This window comes from Shewanella sp. DC2-4, assembly GCF_013248875.1.
Classification (GTDB): domain Bacteria; phylum Pseudomonadota; class Gammaproteobacteria; order Enterobacterales; family Shewanellaceae; genus Shewanella; species Shewanella oncorhynchi.
The window spans coordinates 4,605,359-4,624,366 of the sequence record NZ_JABRVR010000002.1 but is presented as its reverse complement, the minus strand read 5'-3'; the positions used below and the strand labels follow the sequence as shown (position 1 = coordinate 4,624,366).

At 45.8% G+C, this 19,008-nt stretch carries 15 protein-coding genes; 5 read left to right on the top strand and 10 right to left on the bottom strand.

The features are described 5' to 3' along the window. Positions 1–26 precede the first annotated feature (26 nt). The 3 genes from HQQ92_RS20975 (at position 27) to HQQ92_RS20965 (ending at position 2,936) form a co-directional block, all read left to right on the top strand. Entirely contained in the window at positions 27–884 is an 858-nt protein-coding gene (locus HQQ92_RS20975; RefSeq protein ID WP_173248142.1) for a DMT family transporter, read from the top strand. A 28-nt stretch (positions 885–912) separates the two neighbouring features. Continuing rightward, complete coding sequence (locus HQQ92_RS20970; RefSeq protein ID WP_173248140.1) at positions 913–1,851, top strand: LysR family transcriptional regulator; 939 nt, start codon at positions 913–915, stop codon at positions 1,849–1,851. Between the two features lie 299 nt (positions 1,852–2,150). Then, positions 2,151–2,936 carry a hypothetical protein gene (locus tag HQQ92_RS20965; RefSeq protein ID WP_173248138.1) on the top strand — a complete coding sequence of 262 codons (786 nt, stop codon included), beginning with the start codon at positions 2,151–2,153 and terminating at the stop codon, positions 2,934–2,936. A 17-nt stretch (positions 2,937–2,953) separates the two neighbouring features. Here the strand turns inward: HQQ92_RS20965 and HQQ92_RS20960 are convergent, their stop codons facing one another. Next, entirely contained in the window at positions 2,954–3,904 is a 951-nt protein-coding gene (locus HQQ92_RS20960) for a LysR family transcriptional regulator (protein ID WP_173248136.1), read from the bottom strand. A 125-nt stretch (positions 3,905–4,029) separates the two neighbouring features. On the opposite strand from HQQ92_RS20960, the gene HQQ92_RS20955 reads away from it, so the two are divergent. Then, positions 4,030–6,030, top strand: a complete 2,001-nt coding sequence (locus HQQ92_RS20955) for a ligand-gated channel protein (RefSeq protein ID WP_173248134.1) — start codon at positions 4,030–4,032, stop codon at positions 6,028–6,030. Between the two features lie 53 nt (positions 6,031–6,083). On the opposite strand, the gene HQQ92_RS20950 is transcribed toward HQQ92_RS20955, so the two are convergent. The 3 genes from HQQ92_RS20950 to HQQ92_RS20940 all read right to left on the bottom strand — a co-directional run bounded on the left by HQQ92_RS20950 (position 6,084) and on the right by HQQ92_RS20940 (position 8,775). Then, on the bottom strand, positions 6,084–7,025 hold the full coding sequence (locus HQQ92_RS20950) for a DUF4424 domain-containing protein (protein WP_173248132.1): 942 nt from the start codon (positions 7,023–7,025) through the stop codon (positions 6,084–6,086). Positions 7,026–7,071: 46 nt separating this feature from the next. Then, the gene (locus HQQ92_RS20945; RefSeq protein WP_011787794.1) at positions 7,072–7,305 is read right to left on the bottom strand and encodes a hypothetical protein; all 234 of its coding nucleotides are present in this window, start codon (positions 7,303–7,305) and stop codon (positions 7,072–7,074) included. A gap of 132 nt (positions 7,306–7,437) precedes the next feature. Then, positions 7,438–8,775 (bottom strand): coproporphyrinogen III oxidase family protein, encoded by a 1,338-nt coding sequence (locus tag HQQ92_RS20940; RefSeq protein ID WP_105250563.1) that lies wholly within the window; start codon positions 8,773–8,775, stop codon positions 7,438–7,440. A 380-nt stretch (positions 8,776–9,155) separates the two neighbouring features. On the opposite strand from HQQ92_RS20940, the gene HQQ92_RS20935 reads away from it, so the two are divergent. After that, positions 9,156–10,067, top strand: coding sequence for a bile acid:sodium symporter family protein (locus HQQ92_RS20935; protein WP_173248130.1), 912 nt, complete (start codon positions 9,156–9,158; stop codon positions 10,065–10,067). Positions 10,068–10,140: 73 nt separating this feature from the next. Here HQQ92_RS20935 and HQQ92_RS20930 read toward each other — a convergent pair whose 3' ends face one another. The 6 genes from HQQ92_RS20930 to HQQ92_RS20905 form a co-directional block, all read right to left on the bottom strand. Further along, on the bottom strand, positions 10,141–11,532 hold the full coding sequence (locus HQQ92_RS20930; RefSeq protein ID WP_173248128.1) for a tetratricopeptide repeat protein: 1,392 nt from the start codon (positions 11,530–11,532) through the stop codon (positions 10,141–10,143). A 499-nt stretch (positions 11,533–12,031) separates the two neighbouring features. Continuing rightward, the gene (locus tag HQQ92_RS20925) at positions 12,032–13,615 is read right to left on the bottom strand and encodes a methyl-accepting chemotaxis protein (RefSeq protein ID WP_173248126.1); all 1,584 of its coding nucleotides are present in this window, start codon (positions 13,613–13,615) and stop codon (positions 12,032–12,034) included. Positions 13,616–14,073: 458 nt separating this feature from the next. Further along, a complete protein-coding gene (locus HQQ92_RS20920) occupies positions 14,074–15,057 on the bottom strand; it encodes a formate dehydrogenase subunit gamma (RefSeq protein WP_131525797.1) in 984 nt (327 codons plus the stop codon). 79 nt (positions 15,058–15,136) lie between these two features. Further along, the gene (fdh3B, locus tag HQQ92_RS20915; protein ID WP_105250558.1) at positions 15,137–15,706 is read right to left on the bottom strand and encodes a formate dehydrogenase FDH3 subunit beta; all 570 of its coding nucleotides are present in this window, start codon (positions 15,704–15,706) and stop codon (positions 15,137–15,139) included. A 29-nt stretch (positions 15,707–15,735) separates the two neighbouring features. Next, positions 15,736–18,588, bottom strand: coding sequence for a molybdopterin-dependent oxidoreductase (locus HQQ92_RS20910; protein ID WP_131525790.1), 2,853 nt, complete (start codon positions 18,586–18,588; stop codon positions 15,736–15,738). A 17-nt stretch (positions 18,589–18,605) separates the two neighbouring features. Further along, positions 18,606–18,806 (bottom strand): twin-arginine translocation signal domain-containing protein, encoded by a 201-nt coding sequence (locus HQQ92_RS20905; protein ID WP_105250556.1) that lies wholly within the window; start codon positions 18,804–18,806, stop codon positions 18,606–18,608. Positions 18,807–19,008: the final 202 nt, after the last annotated feature.

Sequence of the window (19,008 nt, the reverse complement as noted above, 5' to 3'; positions counted from 1 at the left end):
ATCAAGATACTTTTTAAGAAGTCATTATGCCCTTTATTATTGCGTTACTCGCCCCTGTATTTTGGGGGACGACCTATGCGTTAGTGAGTCTCTACTTACATGATATGTCGCCCTATTGGGTGGCTGTGTGGCGCGCGCTGCCTGCGGGGATATTAATGCTGATGCTGCGTCCTCGTTTGCCAACTTTGGTTTGGTCAAAGCTTGGTTTGCTGGCTTTTTGTAATATTGGTGCCTTCTTCACTTTGCTATTTATCGGTGCGTATCGTTTGCCGGGCGCTGTGGCGGGAACCTTAGGGGCCACTCTGCCGCTCATCTTCTTAATACTGGCTTGGCTTATTGATAAAAAACGCCCAGGAATGAAGTGGTTATTATTAGGTTTGATGGGATTAGGTGGGGTCATTTTACTGCTTAACCCTTCGGCGGATCTCGATCCTATCGGCGTGTTGTGCATGTTGAGCGCCACTACGTTAATTGCCTTTTCTTCTCGCTGGATGCAAAAGTGGGATGTGGGTGACTTTTTAGTGCTGACCGCGTGGCAGCTATTATTAGGCGGTTTGATGTTGATCCCACTGGCTTGGTTTATGGCAGGGCCACCGCAGCTACCGAGTATGACGCTTGTACCTTCACTGATATGGTTAGTGATTGCCAACACCGCCGTTGCCTATTGGGCTTGGCTGTGGTCGATGCGAAACTTAGGGCCAGAAATCATGGGTATGGTCGCTTTAGTCAACCCTGTGGTTGCCGTATCATTAGGGGTCATGATTGTGGGGGAAACTTTAGATATGCGCCAATGGATGGGAATAGCTGTGATTTTATTGTCACTGTTATTGATGAAGTTGCCGCAGAATTTAAGGTTAAATCCATTTAAAAAAGTGCAACCCTAGTCATTATTTTGGGGTGAATGAGGCATAGATGCTAAAACGTTTGGATCTGAATTTACTGCCCGTACTCGAAATCCTACTTGAGGAACAAAGCGTGACCGCTGCAGCTGCGCGGTTGCATTTGAGCCAATCGGCGGTGAGTAAACAGCTCACACGTCTGAGGGAAGTATTTGATGATCCTTTATTTGAGCGTACCGCCTACGGCCTAAAACCGACGCCCAAGGCTTTGTCACTCGCGCCTGAGTTGCGCCAATGCTTACAGCAATTGGCGCAATTTACTCGGCCGGATACCTTCGAACCCGCCTTGAGCCAACGACAGTTTAGAATGCATTTGGTCGAAACCACCTATTCGCTGACCTTTCCCCATTTTATGCCCATGTTGCTCACCCAAGCGCCCGGTGTGAGTCTCAATTGCCAAACGTGGCGACTCGATACCATGGACAGATTACTGCGCTGCGACATCGACTTAGCCATAGGTTGCCGCGAGTGGGATGAGCGTTCACCCATGCATGTGAATAATATTCCCGATGACTTATGCCATGTTGAGTTAGTGCAGGATTATCCAGTGTGTTTGATGCGTCGTGATCATCCGGCGTTAACACAAGAATGGAATTTAGATACCTTCTTGAGTTATCGCCATCTGCAAGTGGCCTTTGGCGGTTTAGAGCATTGGTTGCTGGATGATGTGTTGCAACTCGAGGGCCGTCAGCGGGATATTGCCGTGAATATGACCGACTTTCAGAGTGCTCTCACCCTGTGTGAACAGAGCGATTTGATCCTCTGCGCGCCTTCGCGCTATGCCTTGGCTGTGATGAAGTCTTTTGAGCTTCAGTCTTTACCATCACCCATCAAGCTGATCCCCGGTGCGTATTTATTGATGTGGCACAAACACTTCGAACACGACTTGAGCCATAAATGGCTGCGAGAGTTGATTATTAGCCAAGTGCGAGATATTAATTTATCATTATAAATTAATATCTTGTATCGTTTCCCTCCCTGTTTTTAATGGTTGATTTAAGTTCATCGTCCCAGTGGCATCTTGTTTTTTTGTAGGAAATATCTTAATTGGATTTTGACTACTGTAAATAATAGATAAGTAAATATAATGCCAGAGCACCACCTTTGCGAGTTGGTTAAATTTATAGCTAGGGACCTCGGGGCTAAACTTCTCGAAGGTAATTTTCGAAGGCCTATAATTTATTTAGAAGAGATGGTTCTCTTTTTTATTACATAGGTTTAAGTTTTATTATGATTAAATAGGTTGAAACTTTGCTTGATATTCAATTTTTTGGTTTAACTTTATATTCAATTGGATTGTTTTTAGGTTCATTTATAGTGCTATTTCTGTCTGCTTGGATTGGGAAAAAAGTTATCGGTAGGAAGGGCGTTAGTAATAATGAGGGCGATGAAGATTTTAGAGTAATACTAGGAGCTACTTTATCTCTTCTTGGTTTAATTATTGGTTTTACGTTATCGATGTCAATAAGTGGCTTCAATAGTCGGCAGGCAGCGGAAGAGTATGAGGCTTTTGTTATTCGTACTGGTTTTATGCGAGCAGATTTATTGACTGAATCAAGCCGTGATTTAATGAAGGCCACACTACGAGAATATTTACAGCAACGAATTAATATTTATGATGCACAATCGCCAGAAGGTATTGATTTTATTAGGATGAAAGTGTTGGATTTGCAGAAAGTATTATGGGAAACAGCGGTGCATGAAACTACCCAGAAACAGACTCCTGTGACCTCATTAGTGATTGCCAGTATTAACGAAATTGTACTAGCTCAACAGAAAACCTTTGCTGGATGGCGTCATCAAATTCCATTAGCCGCTTGGATTTTATTGGTGGTTATTGCAATTAATTGCAATATATTGATTGGTTATAATGCAAGGAAAGTTAAAGGGAAGTTAGGTTTGTTATTTATATTACCTGCAATGATTTCATTATCATTCTTGATGATTGCTGAAATAGATGCTCCAGGGAAAGGTATTATAAAAGTGACACCTATTAATTTACAAGCTCTAGCTAACATGCTTAATAAAGAATTGTAAATTAGTTTTTATCAATTTCAATTCATATTGAATAGCATATTGCTGAGTGCAGGAGCACGATTATGATAATTATCTGTAAAATCTGCCTGACTAAAGTATTGGCTAAGTGCATTGAGCGCTTCTTTCACTTTTGCGGGCTGCTTATCTCGCGCCGACGTTACGCTATAAACACTGTAGGTATTGAGTGACCATTCGGGTAATAGGGTGACCAGTTGGCCGCTTTCGAGGTATTTGTGTACTTCAGGTTCGGGCAGGGCGGCAAATCCTAGACCATCGAGTGTGAGTTGAATTAACGCCTGCATATTGTTGACGCTAATTCGCTGGCTTGTCAGTTCAAAACACTCTTGGCTGAAGTCGTGGGTTAAGATATCGCCTTTAGCATAAGTGTGATAGATCCGATTTAATTCAGTTAACTCCGTTGGGTGGCTAAGGTTTTTATGCATTGGCAGATAATTAGGTGAGGCGCACAGTAACATACGCCAATCGGCTAAATGGCGGGCAATTAAGTTGGAATCCGATAAGGGGCCGATGCAAATCGCCAGATCGATACCGTCGTTGACTATATCTATCGGGCCATCTTGCAGCAGTAAATTCAAACTTATCTGTGGATGTGCTGCCAACAGGTAATTAAAAGGTTCGCTTAACAGGCCGCCGCCAAATCCTATAGGCGCGGCAATCTTTAATTCCCCTGATGGAATACCTTTCAAGTTATTAAGTTTCTGCTCTGTGCTTTCGACTATCGCTATGACCTTGCGGCAATTCTCATAGAACAAACTGCCCGCTTCGGTGAGTGTGAGGTTGCGGGTATTGCGGTGGAACAGGCTGATCCCCATGTCCATTTCGAGCTTGGTCACTTGCTGACTTACCGCCGACGAGCTGAGATTTAATTGCTGCGCTGCGGCACTCATTGAGCCCTTTTCTGCGATTGTCGCAAAAACGATCATCCCTTTGATCATGTTTTTATTCATTTTTAAGTAACTCTTACAAGTGAATACCTAAAGTCTAACTTGAGCTGATTGTAACATAGAGATACATTGCCGTATTGAAAATTGTTCTCATTTACAATCTTTGCTCTAATGGAGACTTGTCGGTTATGTTGTTAAGTCGTAAGAAGTACCTCGCTCAAGTGATCACCGCTTTATGTTTGTTGCCCACAGTACCAGTAACAAATGCCCTTGCGGATACCGCGTCAGATAAAGAAAAGATGATGGAAAGAATCGTGGTGACTGCATCGGGATTTGAACAGCAAATTCGTGATGCGCCAGCTTCTATCAGCGTGATCACCCGTGAGGATCTGGATAACCGCTTCTACCGCGACTTAACCGATGCCATGTTAGAAGTGCCCGGCGTAGTGATTACGGGCGGTGCAGACCGTCAGGATATCAGTCTGCGGGGCATGGGTAGCCAATACACGTTAATTTTAGTGGATGGTAAACGCCAATCCTCGCGCGAGACACGGACCAACAGTGACGGCCCAGGCGTTGAAGGCGCTTGGACGCCACCATTGGCTGCTATCGATAGAATTGAGATCGTTCGTGGGCCTATGTCGTCACTTTATGGTTCGGATGCCATTGGTGGGGTAATTAACATTATCACTCGCAAAGTGCCAAACGAGTGGCAGGGTGAGGTACGACTCGACAGCACTTTGCAGGAAAAGTCTGACTCGGGAAATGTGTATCAAGGCAACTTTTTCGTCAACGGTGGTTTGATCAAAGATCTGCTAGGGATGCAACTTTATGGTCAATATACTCAGCGTGAAGAAGATCAAATCTATGGTGGTTACCGAGGTCGCGATGCGACTAACTTGACCGCGAGATTTGCGCTCACACCCAATGAAAATCACGATATCATGTTTGAAGTTGGTACTTCTAACCAAGAACTCGACAGCAGTTTAGGTAAAACCGTCACACCGTTAGCACCGGGCGAAGCCTGTGGTCGTCGCGGTTGCCCTGAATCTTCAACGACAGAATATGAAAACAGCACCTTCTCCCTTTCACATACAGGTCGTTGGAACTTTGGTACTTCGGATAGTTATATCAAGCATGAAGTGTTTGATAATAAATCCCGTAAGATGAAAATCACTAACACGGATGCGCAATCTAGCCTTATCACTACGTTAGGCCAAAGTCATACAGCGACCTTTGGCGCAGCATTCAACCATCAAGATCTCACCGACGAAACAGGTAACCAAGTGAGTGACTTAACTGATATTAGTCGCAAACAATGGTCGGTGTTTTCTGAGGATGAATGGCGCATTGTCGATAACTTTGCTCTGACCATGGGGCTGCGTTTGGATGATGATGAAAACTTTGGTAATCATGTCAGTCCGCGCGTTTATGGCGTGTGGGGATTAACCGACAGCACCACCTTAAAGGGCGGTGTATCAACAGGCTTTAGGGCGCCGAGTTTACGCCAGACAGTGCCCGACTGGGGACAAGTCAGCCGCGGTGGCAACATGTACGGTAATCCAGATTTACAACCTGAAACTTCAGTTAACTACGAGTTAGGTTTGTATTCTGATCTGACCGAGAGCATTACCGCCAGCGCGGGTGTGTTCTATAACGAGTTTAATGACAAGATCACCCGCGTAGCCTGTCCTGCGACTCAATGTACTGATGGTCCAAATCAATTTGGTTCTAATCCGACGACTTATGTGAACGTCGACGAAGCTGTGACCCAAGGGATTGAACTGAGTATCGACTATCGCATTCGCTCAAACTTGAGTTTGACAGGTAACTATACCTATACGGATTCGGAGCAAAAGACAGGTGTTTATAAAGGTAGCCCATTGAATCAATTGCCTAAGCATTTGATTCAAGCGTCTTTCAACTACGAGCCTATTGATAATTTAAGCACTTGGTTGAGGGTGAACTACCGTGGCGAAGAGAGCCAACCGACGACAGGACCTTCATCGAGCAGCTTAATCGCCCCTTCTTATACTCTGCTGGATTTGGGGGCTAACTACCAGTTGAACGATAGCCTGAAATTTAGCGCGGGCATTTATAACGCCTTCGATAAGGAAATTACCCAAGAGGAATACGGTTATATCGAAGATGGCCGCCGTTACTGGTTAGGTATGACCTATAGTTTTTAAATTAAAAATAGCAAGTTATAAAGAAGCCAGCACTTAGCTGGCTTCTTTTCTGATTATTCAAAATTCGGTTTACGAATAAACAGGACGCTGAGATCTTGCTTTGGCGTGAACTGTTTTTGCTGGAACTCAAAGGTGAGTGGGTCAGTTTTTTTAAGCTCGCCATCAAAACACAAGCTAATGAGATCTGTGGGCTGGGATTTTTTTAGGGTGAGTTTGAAGTCCTTAATCGACCCTTGCCAGTTATTAGCTGTGACCAAAATATAGCTAAGATGGCTCCATTCGACGCCAATCTCCTGATCTTCACCGTCTTGTTTAACGACGAGATTGCGTTTCTTAATCCCTTGCTTGGCGCTTTCATCTAAACAGGCCAGTTCAGTGTAAGTATCAATAATACTACTGGCAGTATCGGGGATGCCCGTTGAGAGGCTTGGCGTGTAGCTATGGCTGATAGCGACAGATTGGCCCGCGGGAAAGGTTTGTTCCCACACAAAGTAATCACTTAGGGTAAAGGCGATTTGTTGGTCCTCATCCAACCATTGCTTGGGGAGCGCGGGTTTGCCCTCGGGGACTTCGGCATATTCGGCAAAGTAAGCGACTTCATCTACACCCCAGCCAAGCTGTTTCAGCTCGGTTGAAATATCGGTTTTATCGGCAAGTTGGGCAACAAGCCTGTGTTGAGTTGGCTGGGTTTTGCCATTCACTTTAAGGGTGAAGTTATCAATACTGCTGTGATCGGCGGAGCCAAAAAACATCGGTGGCATGGGGAAGGCGATGGGGACGATAAGATCCTGCGAACTGGTGTTGGTAAACACATAATCGACCCTGACTTCGGTCTCGCTGATGAAGAGAGACTCTTTATCCATACTGATATTAGGCTGATATTTCAAGGTAATAGAGCCATTAGCATCGCCAAAACTGCTATCGTTGGCAGAGGCAGTTTCTCCGTAGACGAGTAAAACTATAGCAAAAAGGGGTATGGCTAAGTGTGCTGACATGTACTTCTTAACTCTAGTTGGATGTTTTAGTATCAATGGGGAACGATTATTGCGCGCGGGCGAGGTCGATGGCCGCACTTATCGCATTTCGCGCTTGTGGGCTATTTTTCCAGCAAGTGGTGCGCAGCATGCTGGCGACTAAGTTAGCAATATCATCCACTTCGTGTTGGGCGAGTTGTTGCAGCGAGCTGATGCCAATTTCTTCGAAGCGTTTAATTACCGTAGGGCCAACGCCTTTGAGTGCTAATAAGGCTTGTTTTTCTTGTTCATTAAAACCCATAACGAATACTCCTTTATTGTTGGGATTGTGCTCAATTAATAGTACTGGGCAAGATTACCTTTAAACCGAGTTAACAAAAAGGCCCTCGAAGGGCCTGTTTAGTCTTTATGAATCAACAATCATCAATAAGTGTTACATATCGCAGGGTTTGAGTGGCTTACGCAATTGAGCGCGCACGTTGTCCATGCCTGAGTAAAACTCTTTCATCATCAATAGACCCATCATCTTGCCGTTATCGGTGACGATCAGATTGTCTGGATCTGTTGGGTCGTTTTTGATGGCGCCAATCAGTTTCATCGAGGTCATTTCTTTAAATAAGGCGGTATCTAAATTGACGCCAAAGGTTTCGCGGAAATATTTACGCGATAAACGGCCGGAGAACATGCCCAGCAAAAAGCGATATTGCATCACGTCTTTTTTGCTGTAGTTCTTTTGTTGCTCGACACCCATTTGACCCGCTGCGATGCGTTCTTGGTACTTACGTAGCGAGAAAGTGTTCACATAAAGCGTGTCATTTAAGAAACTAAATGAGCCCGAACCTACCCCTAAATATTCGTCGTAATCAATAACGTATTCGTCAAATCCTTCGTCATCGGTTTTACCAAATGCCCATGCAGATAATTGATTATATTGACCATTAAGACTGTTTAATATTTGGCGATATTGGTTTGCCATATCCGCTTGCGGCGCCGCTAATTTGCCTTTAACACTCTTACGGGTTTGATGAGTGATCATCAGCGGATAGGTGGTAATTTGTCTTGGGTCTAAGCGCGATGCCATGTCGAGATCGTGTTGGATCACTTCATCGGTTTGGCCGCGGAAACCAAAAATCAGGTCGACGTTGATAATAGGGAATAACTCTTTGGCACCCATGATCTTGTCGAAGGTTTGCTGACCCGTGCCGAATTTATCGAGTCGGTCGGTCATTTTTAAAATATCGTCATTAAAGCTTTGCACGCCGATAGACATGCGATCCACTAAGCCTTTGAGCTGTTTAAAGCCTGGGCTGTCTAAATGCTGCGGATCGGACTCGCAGGAGACTTCTTTAATGCTAGGAAATAGGGTTTTAGCGTGTTCTATGGTACGGGCTAATTCGTCTTCTAATACCGTGGTGGTACCACCACCAATGTACATAGATTCAAAGTCATAGCCGAGGGCCTTGACCATTTCCATCTCTTTACGTAATGAGATGAAGTAGGCACGCGCCTTGTCTTCCTTAAACATAAAACGGTGGAAGGTACAGTAAGAGCACAGGGTATGGCAGAAGGGAATATGTGCGTATAGCATATATTTTTTGCCTTCAACCGGTGCTGGCATCATTTCTGCGGAAAGCGTATCGAGGCGAAGATTCTTATCGACATAGTACTGCATGACCCGTTCCATCGAGCCGAGCATCCAGTTAGGGACGGTAATATTCGCTTGATAAGGCGTTGCGATAGCGCCGCTGAGCGTTTGAATAACTGATGACATAACGATTCCTATCTGAGAGTGCTAACCGTAAACACCGAAATTGCTTTAGGTAATTCACGACCACCTAGCGCAATAAGACTACCTCGTATGTAATTGTTAAAACGTGAACTGGTTATAAGTTACGGTTTCCTAACAAGGAAATCACGGGCTTTTTGTTAAGCAGATCATGTTTTAGCGATTGAGAATGCATTTTTATCATACATTTTTTAGCGGAATTTATTGTAGATTTGCGGGGTTAGCTTGCCGTGTCAGTCTAAATACTGAGATTGAAAATCACCATTCTAGGCATTTTGTTGCTGGCGGATTAGCGCTTGTCTATCCAAGGGACGGCTGTCATCATCCGAGCGATAAAAATAACCTCTTGATGTAAAGGGCCCACTATGTTGGCAAACGTAAACCGCTTCTTCCCGCTGTTGGCACTGATAGGCGCAATGACAGCTTATCTGATACCGAGTTGGTTTACTGAGCTTAAATCCGCCATAGTGCCGCTGTTGGTGATCATCATGCTATCTATGGGGCTCACCTTAGATCTTCAGGATTTTGCTAATGCCTTCAAACAGAAACGTGCGGTACTCGCAGGACTCGTGCTGCAATTTTCGGTCATGCCGCTCAGCGCATTATTGATCAGCCTGTTATTAGGATTAGATAGGGAACTCACCATAGGCATGGTGCTAGTAGGCAGTGTTGCAGGCGGCACCGCCTCAAACGTGGTCTGTTATTTAGCGAAAGGCGACGTGGCTTTATCGATAACCATGACGGCCCTATCAACCTTAGCGGGCGTGGTGTTAACACCACTGATTATTAAGCTGTTGATTGGGGAAATGATCGATATACCCTTCGCCGATATGCTGCTGAGTTTAGTGAAAATTGTGCTAATCCCTGTCAGCGTTGGCGTGATTATCAATCATTTTTTTAAATCGCTGGTGGCTAAAGTCGCTCCTGCATTGCCACTGATTTCTATCTTGGCAATTGTGATGGCGATTACGATTATCGTGGCGTTAAATGCCAATCAGTTTGATAAAGTTGGCCCCATTATTCTGCTGGCCGTGTTCTTACATAATGGTCTTGGTCTCGCCTTAGGCTATTTCTGTTGCCGTTTATTAGGCTTTAACCACACAGTTTGTAAAACTATCTCTATCGAAGTTGGCCTACAAAACTCCGGTCTCGCCACTGCTTTATGTATTAAATTTTTTAGCCCCATTTCCGCTATCCCCAGTGCCATCTTCTCGATATGGCATAACCTATCAGGCGCCATGTTGGCCGGATATTGGGCGAGGGAATCGCAAGATTAATAAGATGTTGCTGTCGAAAATAGACTATGCCTGTAACCTGAGCAAGCGCGGCCACAGGCTTAAATTGCTGTGACTAATTAACCGGTAATGGGGTCTCGACGGGCATAAGTGTCAGCTGCAAGATATTTTCTTGCCGGCTTAATGCCAGTGGCAGTGTGTAGTTGGGAAAGCGCAATCCGAATACGGCACCTTGTTGTAACAAGTGATACAGCTGATCTGTCATGGCAATCGTTAAACTGGCGCAGCCATGCTCATCGACTCTGCCTTCTAGTGGTAAGGCGATTTTGTCAGCTAAGGTTAGATACGCCGCCATACGCCAGTGAGAGTTTTCTCCAATATTGTATGTGCTGCCATGCAGTTGGTTGTAGCCTAAACCACAGGCCTGCAAGCTTAATTGGTTTTTGGCCGCTGTTGGCAGCGAAATAATCTGTTGTCGCTGCTGTGCCAGAAACGTGCCCCACGCCAGGCGATGAATAACTGAGTCCAGTGAGATGGGAACATACTCATCTTGCTGTTTTAGAGCATTAAAGCGGGCAATGCCCTGTTCCAATTTCGTGAGATCATTTTCGTATTCTAGTTGTGCATTAAGCAGATTATATGCGGGCATTTTAGCTTGTTCCATGCCGGCTAACGCTGCTTTCTCGTAGTATGCCAGTGCTCGCACTTTATCGGCTTCTGCGCCCAAACCGCGCTCTTCCATGCTGCCTAAATGATAGTTAGCGATGGCAACTTGATGCTTAGCACCTTGTAAAAATGCGGCTTTCGCACCGCTGTAGTCATTTTCATTCAACAGCAGAGCGCCGTAGTTTGTCCACGCCGTACCGTCATCTGCTGCCATACCCAATTCTAGCCACTTTATGGCTTGCTGGCGTAACTGCGGGATGTTGAGGCTTTCTCTTTCGCTGCCGACACTTTGCATCGCCATTAAGTACGCGCGCAGACACTCGCGTGAGGCATTATCCAGATAGAGGTTATCGGGCTGGAGTTCAAAGGCTTGCCCAAAGTAACTCCCCGCTTGCTGCGCCGCAGTGATTGCTTTCGCTAGATAGAACCTTGAGCTGGGATCTGCCGGACTGTGTGCTCGTCCTAGGTTATATAAGGTCGGTAGTTTAAGACCCCGCGCCAGCGCTTCTTCTAACAAGGGGATGGCCTGCGTTTTGCTATCATTATCCAGCGCCATGCTGCCTAGATTATGGCTGGCACGGGCCGAACCTAAGGCTCTGGCTTGTTCATAGTATTGGCTGGCGGTGGCATTGTCTTGCGTGACGCCACGGCCGAGATGGTAGGCTTTACCCAGTAAGAATAACGCCTCAGCATTGTTCTCTGCTGCTTGCTGCTGTGCTTGTTGCAAGAAAGCGTCGTATTGTTGTTGCTCAAATAGCTGTTCCAGCGCGGACTTTTCTGCAGTTGCTGCAAAGCTTACTGTCAACAGTAATAGGAGAGTCGCAATAGTGAATATCTTCATAACATCCTTGTCGTTAAGCGGGTACTTGTAAGCGGTAGTGCTAGTGAAGTTGTTTAACGTAGAGGCTTGTTATGCTACAAGCAAGCCTTGCGGTTTACCACTGTGTTATGGATCGGTGGATGAATTGCAGCGGTAGCACTGCCGTGTGTTGGCGTTACATGGAAGCCGACGATAGCTAATCGTTGATTAGCTGAGTCCGAAGTTTTTTAGTGGCATTTAATATTGTGGGAGTGGGAGATGGGCAATACGCATCTTCATTCCTGAACTATAGGCTTCACGCTCTTATTATTGCTTTAGTACTGTTGGCACTGAATCAATTTAATCATTTTTTGATAAATAATTTTTCTAAAAATACAGCATTAATAATAGGTTAGTTTTCTTGGCTGCGATTTATATTGCAGGTGTGTGACTCGCTTTATATCTCATCTAAAAATCTGACAGCCCAATAATTTTTGTTATTAGGCCGCAGATTTAAAAGCTTTTTTCAGGGAGCCTAAACCTAAAGCTTAAAATGCGAGACCACAACGACGAGTTGTTCCTTCGTCGCGGCCAAAGAGGTTGCGCTATTGAGGGTGGCTTTACCGCTTTGATTCAGTTCATCGACCATTTCACGAATGGTGGTCAGATTACGGTTTATCTCTTCGGTCACAGCACTTTGCTCTTCTGCTGCGGTGGCGATTTGATTACTGAGCCCATTAATATCGAACACATAAGTGGTCAGGGTATCAAGGTTTTCCGTCACCAGATTGGTGGTATCGGCGGCTTGCTGGCAACTGTGTTTAGTTTGCACCATTGCGGTTACGGCGGCATTGGCACCAAGATAAAGTTGTTCCAGCATCTGGTTGATTTCTGCGGTACTTGCTTGAGTGCGTGCGGCCAGTGAGCGAACTTCATCGGCGACAACAGCAAAGCCTCTACCTTGTTCACCTGCACGGGCGGCTTCGATGGCTGCATTAAGCGCTAGCAGATTGGTTTGATCGGCAATTTCACCTATTACATTCAAAATCGCGGCGATATGACGGGTATTTTCGTTCATATCATTAATCGCATCAGCAGCGACATCGACTTTAGCGACTAAGGCTATCACAGTGTTGGCAGCTTGTTCGACGGCTTGCTTTGATTTATCCGCTTGCGCATTTGCTTGTTGAGTAAACTGGGCTGCGGATGCAGCATCACCCGCGACATTATGGGCCGTGGCGCTCATTTCAGTCATGGCTGTCACGACTTGGTCGGTTTCAACGGCGTGGATTTGCAGTGCATGATTATTGGCATTTGACTGCACATTCAATTGCCCTATTTGGTCGGACATATGATCCGAGGCTTGGGCAATTTCAGACATAATTTCACGTAGATTACCTATCACGCTGTCGAGATCTTCTGCGAGTGAGCAGAGCTCATTTTGTCCTTTAATATTTGTTTTATGAGTTAGGTCGCCATGGGCAAGACGTTCCATTACCCGTTTTATTTCATTGATTATGTGGACGAGTTGTTTACTCATAATGAGGGCGCTAAAGAGTGACGCTACAATCGCGAACAAGATCAATCCCAGTAGGATTCTTTCTGTCGAGGTGACTTTATCTTCAGCTTGTTTGCCTAACTCATGATTTCTCTGAGTGATCAGCGTGACTAATTGGTTGATTTGATTACTGACCTTAGGCCCGAGCGCAGCACGCTCAGCGGTTAGCTCAGGTACTGCTCCAGTTTGTTTAGCGAGTGCCAGTTCTTCTTGGTAGAGACGAACATAATGTTCTGTTTGTGGTAAAAGAGTGTGAATAGCTTGAGCATCAGCGCCCATGAAGTCGGTATTAAATTTGGTCAGTTGAGAGACAAGCTGTGCGACCTTATGTTGTTGATCTGCGATAGCTTTACCGTTGTGGACTAAGGTGGCTAAGCGCAGCTCAAAAAAGGATTCTCGTACTGTAGTGAAAGTTTCTGCGAGCTGAGTGTTGTCGACTAGGCTTTTACTGGTCTCACCGAGTTCGTTAAAACTGCGATAGCACGAAATACCTATGATGATCAGTAAGATACTTGTAAACACTGATGGCAATGCCGTCAATGTACTGGTTTTGGCATTTTTAAACATGGTGACCTTCTAGGATAAAAAGCAGCAATGCGTAATTTAATTACGCTATAGGTAATTTTAGCGTGCGCGTGAGCTAGCCAGCAAGAGAGTATTTTATGGAAATGTCTACTAAGATACTGTTTTTAATTGAATTGTTTTATTGGTGTTGCATCTGGTTGGTTGCTAAGTTACGAAATGTTGTGTTGTTTAAATTCAACTTTTATCTAGATGATTGTTTTTATTATTAAATAACTATGATACATGCAATTTTTTTACAGTGATTTAGCATTTAAATTGGTCTTTGTGATCTCGTACTCAAATGCTACAAATGCTACAAATGATTCAAAATGTAATTCAGACATATAGTTAAAGCCGATGACTCATGCTGAAATAAAAGCCCCCGCCAGTAGTGATTGACGGGGGCTCTACGTTTGCTAGTGGCTAAGTATTTTTGGAATACTTACAACTAGATTTCAGTCTTATTCTTTATATTTAAGCGTGCCGTTGGCTTTGATTTCATCAAACCATAGGTTGTGATGTTGGCTGGCCCAGTTTTCATCACAGTAGCCTGACACCATACATTCCATACCACCTTCTGACATCACAGTTGCCATGAAGATGTGTACGATAGAGAAAGCACAGATCACGATAGCGCTCACTGAATGCAGTACCAGGGCGATCAAGCTTAATGTACGGCTTGGCTCGAACAGGTTAGGGAAGAGTAATAACATGCCCGAGGCTGAAATGACTAATCCAAACAGGGCAAATGCCCAGAACCACATTTTCTCACCCGCGTTAGCAAAACCTGCATCTGGGTGCTTACCTTTGAACGGACCAAAGTTAATGTAACCGCCTACTACCATGAACCACTTAACGTCGTACATTTTTGGCAGCTGGTTTTTCGCCCATAGGGTGGTCATCAATGCCCAACCTATCATGAAGGGAATCGCCATCACGTCATGGATTTGCTTCGCGCCATAGACGATTGCTTCCCAGATGCCTTCGCCCAACCAAGGTTGGAAGAAAAAGCGACCCGCCAGCAAGGTTAAGCCTGTTAAAATCAACAGTAAGCATGGAATCGCGCCTAACCAGTGGATTGAAACATCAAACTTAGACCAGCGATGCACTAACTTGCCTGAAAAACCATGGTGCAGCTTGGAGATGCCATTCACCTTGATAAATAGGACAAAGATAATGATCATACCGAATAGTGCAGCCATTAAGGCGGGCGCTAACCAGTCGCTACGCAGCGCTAATACCCGTAAATCGTAGGTATTGATCGGCTGAGCATGAAACTCACTTTGGGAGGTAGTGTATCCCGTGGCACCATCCTTCAGTTGTGCCCAAATTTGGGCATCAGACTGTTGAACTTGATTCGCCAGTTCATCACCACCATTGGCTATACACACAGCACTAAATAACAGTGCTATGGCTAAACCTATGTGTTTGAACCATTTGTTCATCATATATCCTCTCTCACTTAGCCGCGCCCACCTAGGAAGGCGCTAAGCTAAGTCTGTGGACAGATCCTGTTGACCTGAATTAATTCCAAGCCGCGTTTTTAGCACCACGATAAGCCACACGCTCACGGAAGATGCTTGAAACCACTTCGGCATCACCCGCTAACAGGGCTTTAGTCGCGCACAGTTCTGCACACATAGGCAGTTTACCTTCGGCAATACGGTTTGAACCGTATTTTTGGCGTTCTGCATCTGAGTGGTTTTCTTCTGGGCCACCGGCACAGAAGGTACATTTATCCATCTTACCGCGGCTACCAAAGGCACCTTTTTTCGGGAACTGAGGTGCGCCAAATGGACAGGCGTAAAGGCAGTAACCGCAACCAATACAGGCATCTTTGTCGTGTAGCACTATGCCGTCGTCGGTTCTGTAGAAGCAGTTTGCTGGGCAAACCGCCATACAAGGTGCATCTGAGCAATGCATACAGGCGACAGAGATTGAGGCTTCACCACGTTGACCATCGTTGATTGTCACTACGCGGCGGCGTTGGATACCCCACTCGAGAGCGGAGTCGTTTTCGTTTTTACAGGCAGTGACACAACCGTTACATTCGATGCAGCGCTTGGTATCACACAAAAATTTCATTGTAGCCATAATGGCAATTCTCCTAGCTTAAGCTGCACTTACGCTTTAACAATCTGACAGAGTGATGCCTTGGTTTCCTGCATTTGTGTCACAGGGTCATAACCATAGGTCAGCGCAGTGTTACAAGATTCACCAATAACGTAAGGCACTGTTCCCTCTGGATAATTAGGCGCTAAACTTTCTCCGTGCATCACACCCGCAAAGTGATATGGCATAAAGGTAACACCGGGTTTTACCCTTGGGGTAACCATGGCTTGTACCTTAATACGGCCACCTTCGGCGCCTTCTAACCAGACGTCTTCACCGTTACGAATGCCGCGATCGGCAGCATCGGCAGGGCTTATCTCAACGAACATTTCCTGTTGAAGTTCAGCCAGCCAAGGGTTGGAGCGAGATTCTTCACCACCACCTTCGTATTCAACCAGACGACCCGATGTCAGTACCAGCGGGTACTTGCCGCTCATGTCTTTGTCTTGGATAGACTTATACAGCGTAGGGAGACGGTGTACTTGCATGTCGTCATAGGTTGGGTATTTCGCCACTAAGTCACGACGTGCTGTGTATAACGGTTCACGGTGCACAGGGACTTGGTCAGGGAAAGTCCAAACAATACAACGAGCTTTAGCATTACCAAAGGGGATACAACCGTGCTTGATCGCCACGCGCACTATGCCGCCTGACAAATCTGTTTTCCAGTTTTTACCTTCGGCTTCCGCTTTTTCTTCCGCCGTCAGATCATCCCACCAACCCAATTGTTTGAGCATATCGGCAGTAAATTCTGGGTAACCGTCTTGAATTTCAGCGCCTTTAGAATAAGTGCCATCGGCTAAAATGCTTTGACCCTTATATTCAACACCGTAACGGGCGCGGAAGTTACCACCGCCGTCTTTAACGTGTTTGGCTTGGTTATAAAGGATTTGAGTGCCAGGGTGTTTAGCCTCTGGTGTGCCCCAACATGGCCAAGGTAAACCGTAGGTTTCGCCTTTAGCTGGGCCGCCTGCGGCTTCCAACGTCTTGTTGCTGAAAGTACCCCAGTTTTGGGTGTGTAACTTGATACGCTCAGGGCTTTGACCTGTCATACCGATAGTCCACATACCGCGGTTGATTTCACGGGTGATTTCTTCAATCACAGGTAATCCATTTTCAATCGCGATGCGTTTAGTGTATTGCTCGGCAATACCCAGTTTTTGGGCCAAACGGTACATGATTTCGATGTCGGTTTTAGACTCGAACAGTGGCTCGATGACTTGCTCACGCCACTGGATAGAACGGCCTGAGTTAGATACTGAACCGTGAGTCTCAAACTGAGTTGCCGCAGGCAGCAGATATACGCCATTCTTACGACGGTGCATAACACCTGCCATCGTTGGGAATGGGTCGACAACGACGACTGTGTCCATCTTGTCTAAGGCATCACGCACTTCACGCTGACGGGTTTCAGTGTTGACAGATTGTCCCCAGAAAAACGCCATACGGATATTATCTTTCTGCGCTAATTTGCTCTTATCTTCTAACACACCATCGTGCCAACGAGAACAAGGGATACCCGGTGTCGTCATTGGATCTTTGCCAAGGTAGGCTGTTTGATCGAAACGACCTTTCACCCATGCCATGTCCAGATCCCAAACATGTGTCCAGTGACTCCATGCTGCTGAGGTCAAACCGTAGTAACCGGGTAAGTTATCAAATAACAAACCTAAGTCCGTTGCGCCTTGTACGTTATCGTGGCCACGGAAAATGTTAGTGCCGCCACCTGAAACGCCCATGTTACCCAGTGCTAATTGCAGAATACAATAAGCGCGAGTGTTGGCATTACCAACGTGGTGTTGAGTTCCACCCATACACCAAATCACAGTGCCAGGACGGTTATCAGCCATTAATTTAGCCGCTTGATAAACCTCGGCTTCGCTCACACCAGTGATGTTTTCGACTTCTTTAGGTGGGAATTTCTTCACTTCAGCACGGATACTTTCCATCTCGAAAACGCGGTGCTTGATAAAGGTTTTATCTTCCCAACCATTTTCAAAAATGTGCCATAACATACCGTAAATAAAAGGAATATCAGTGCCTGGGCGAATTGCACAATGCAAGTCTGAATGCGCTGCAGTGCGAGAGAAACGTGGGTCAACGACGATGATTTTGGCGTTGTTTCTTTCTTTAGCGATAAGAATGTGTTGCATCGAAACGGGATGCGCTTCTGCTGGGTTTGCCCCGATCAGGAAGATGGCATGAGCATTCTGGATATCGTTGAAAGAGTTCGTTTGCGCACCGTAGCCCCAAGTGTTAGCAACACCGGCTACCGTGGTAGAGTGACAAATACGAGCTGAATGGTCGACGTTGTTTGTGCCCCACATAGCCGCCAACTTGCGGTACATGTAACAACCTTCGTTAGAAAACTTAGCGCTACCCATGAAGTACACTGAGTCTGGGCCAGATTCTTTACGAATGTTGAGCATTTGGTCGCCCACTTCGTTAATAGCATCTTCCCAAGAGATTTTTTTCCACTTGCCATCAACCAATTTCATTGGATATTTCAGGCGTTTTTCACCATGACCATGCTCACGCAGTGCAGCACCTTTCGCGCAGTGACCACCAGCGTTGAATGGGTGGTCGAATGCGGGTTCTTGGCCCGTCCACACACCATTTTGTACTTCGGCATACAGGCCACAACCGACGGCGCAGGCACTACAAATAGTACGTTTGATTTCGATTGGCGCATCATGCGGTACTTCTTTGGCTTCGACACGACGCATCATGCCTGTGCCCATCAGAGATGCTGCGGCAATACCACCAGTAGCGATACCTGCGTGCTTCATAAATTGACGACGGCTGATGCCTAACGCCGGTTTGTCTGCCACTGTGGCAACATTGGACTTGCGAGTTAACTTCATCGCTGACTTCTCCTAGATTAGCTGCGCAAGCTATCGTAATAGCTGCTGATATGCGCAGTTTCGTGGTAACCCTTTGACTCTTTAGTGGTTACCTTGCTGCTCTCGCTGACCTGTGCCACGCTCATGCCGGTTGCGGCAATGGCGGCACCCGCTACGCTGCCGACGGTGAGCGCTTTGAGCAAAGATCGGCGAGATAAATCGCTGGGTTGCTGCTTCATGCTGACTCCTGAAATTAGGGTTTAGTTTTTGAGATCGCACGGCTTTTTGTGGGGGTTTATCTTGTTATCAAAAAGTGAAGATTAGCGACGGAAAAGATAATGAAATCATCTTGTTTACCATCAATCATCGCGCGTGACGGCAATATAGTAGGAAAGGGTTGAGTAGGAATTGATCTAGGACAGTTTGCAGCCCTGAAATCGG